Here is a 2148-nt window from a genome sequence, read left to right as displayed (position 1 = left end):
GAGCCGGTGGGTGTTTGAGATCTGAACAGTGGATGCGAGCATCTTTGTGGCCAAGTTTTTAAGGGCGCACGGTGGATGCCTTGGCACCAGGAGCCGATGAAGGACGTGGTAGGCCGCGAAAGGCCTCGGGGAGCTGTCAAACGAGCTGTGATCCGAGGGTGTCCGAATGGGGAAACCCGGCCGTATGTGAGTGCGGTCACCCACGCCTGAATATATAGGGCGTGTGGAGGGAACGACGGGAAGTGAAACATCTCAGTACCGTCAGGAAGAGAAAACAACAGTGATTCCGGGAGTAGTGGCGAGCGAAACCGGAAGAGGCTAAACCGTTTGCGTGTGATACCCGGCAGGGGTTGCGCAGGCGGGGTCGTGGGACTTCTCGATCAGATCTGCCGGTCTGGTACAGAGTAAGAAACCAGCAGTGTAGTCGAAGGCGATGCGAAAGCGCCGGCATAGTGGGTAAAACCCCCGTAGACGAAACATTGTTGGCTCTGGAGGAGTATCCCAAGTAGCACGGGGCCCGAGAAATCCCGTGTGAATCTGGCGGGACCACCCGCTAAGCCTGAATACTCCCTGGTGACCGATAGCGGACTAGTACCGTGAGGGAAAGGTGAAAAGTACCCCGGGAGGGGAGTGAAAGAGTACCTGAAACCGTGTGCCTACAAGCCGTGGGAGCTACGCCGTGCAGAATTTATTCTGTCACGGTTGTGACCGCGTGCCTTTTGAAGAATGAGCCTGCGAGTTAGCGTTGTGTGGCGAGGTTAACCCGGGTGGGGTAGCCGTAGCGAAAGCGAGTCCGAATAGGGCGTTTGAGTCGCACGACCTAGACCCGAAGCGTGGTGATCTAGCCATGGGCAGGGTGAAGCGCGGGTAAGACCGCGTGGAGGCCCGAACCCACCAGGGTTGAAAACCTGGGGGATGACCTGTGGTTAGGGGTGAAAGGCCAATCAAACCACGTGATAGCTGGTTCTCCCCGAAATGCATTTAGGTGCAGCGTCGTGTGTTTCTTCCCGGAGGTAGAGCACTGGATGGTCTAGGGGGCCTACAAGCTTACCGAAATCAGCCAAACTCCGAATGCCGGTGAAGTGATAGCGCGGCAGTGAGACGGCGGGGGATAAGCTTCGTCGTCGAGAGGGAAACAGCCCAGAACACCGGCTAAGGCCCCTAAGCGTGTGCTAAGTGGGAAAGGATGTGGAGTCGCATAGACAACCAGGAGGTTGGCTTAGAAGCAGCCACCCTTGAAAGAGTGCGTAATAGCTCACTGGTCAAGTGATTCCGCGCCGACAATGTAGCGGGGCTCAAGTACACCGCCGAAGCCGTGTCATTCATACTTTAGCCCGTCGTGTAGAAAGCGGCCAGGCGTATGGATGGGTAGGGGAGCGTCGTGCAGCCAGTGAAGTCCCGGGGTGACCCAGGGGTGGAGGCTGCACGAGTGAGAATGCAGGCATGAGTAGCGAATGCGACGTGAGAAACGTCGCCGCCGGATGACCAAGGGTTCCTGGGCCAGGCTAATCCGCCCAGGGTGAGTCGGGACCTAAGGCGAGGCCGACAGGCGTAGTCGATGGACAACGGGTTGATATTCCCGTACCCGCGAAGGTCCGCCCAATGTTGAATCAGGTGATGCTAAACCCGTTAAGCCCCCGGGTTCCTTCGGGAACTGGGTGTGGTGGAGCCGGTGACCCGAACTTGTAGTAGGCAAGCGATGGTGTGACGCAGGAAGGTAGCCCAACCCGGGCGGTGGTTGTCCCGGGGTAAGGATGTAGGGCGGTGTGTAGGCAAATCCGCACATCATGAAGCCTGAGATCTGATGCCGAGCCCGTAGGGGCGAAGTGGGTGATCCTATGCTGTCGAGAAAAGCATCTAGCGAGGACTGAGCGGCCCGTACCCCAAACCGACACAGGTGGTCAGGTAGAGAATACCGAGGCGATCGGGTGAACCGTGGTTAAGGAACTCGGCAAAATACCTCCGTAACTTCGGGAGAAGGAGGGCTCGGCTTGGTGATCACACTTGCTGTGTGAGCTGGGTTGAGTCGCAGAGACCAGCGAGAAGCGACTGTTTACTAAAAACACAGGTCCGTGCGAAGTCGCAAGACGATGTATACGGACTGACGCCTGCCCGGTGCTGGAACGTTAAGGGGACCGGTTAGACCGC

1 rRNA gene is annotated in these 2148 nt (G+C 57.8%); it reads left to right on the top strand.

Going from position 1 to position 2148, the window contains the following annotated elements:
• Nucleotides 1-48: 48 nt before the first annotated feature.
• Nucleotides 49-2148: ribosomal RNA gene (locus tag IZR01_RS48950) — 23S ribosomal RNA — on the top strand; the annotation flags it as partial.

The sequence above is a fragment of the Catenulispora pinisilvae genome (assembly GCF_015356865.1).
Lineage (GTDB): Bacteria > Actinomycetota > Actinomycetes > Streptomycetales > Catenulisporaceae > Catenulispora > Catenulispora pinisilvae.
This window is presented reverse-complemented; position numbering and strand designations above follow the sequence as displayed.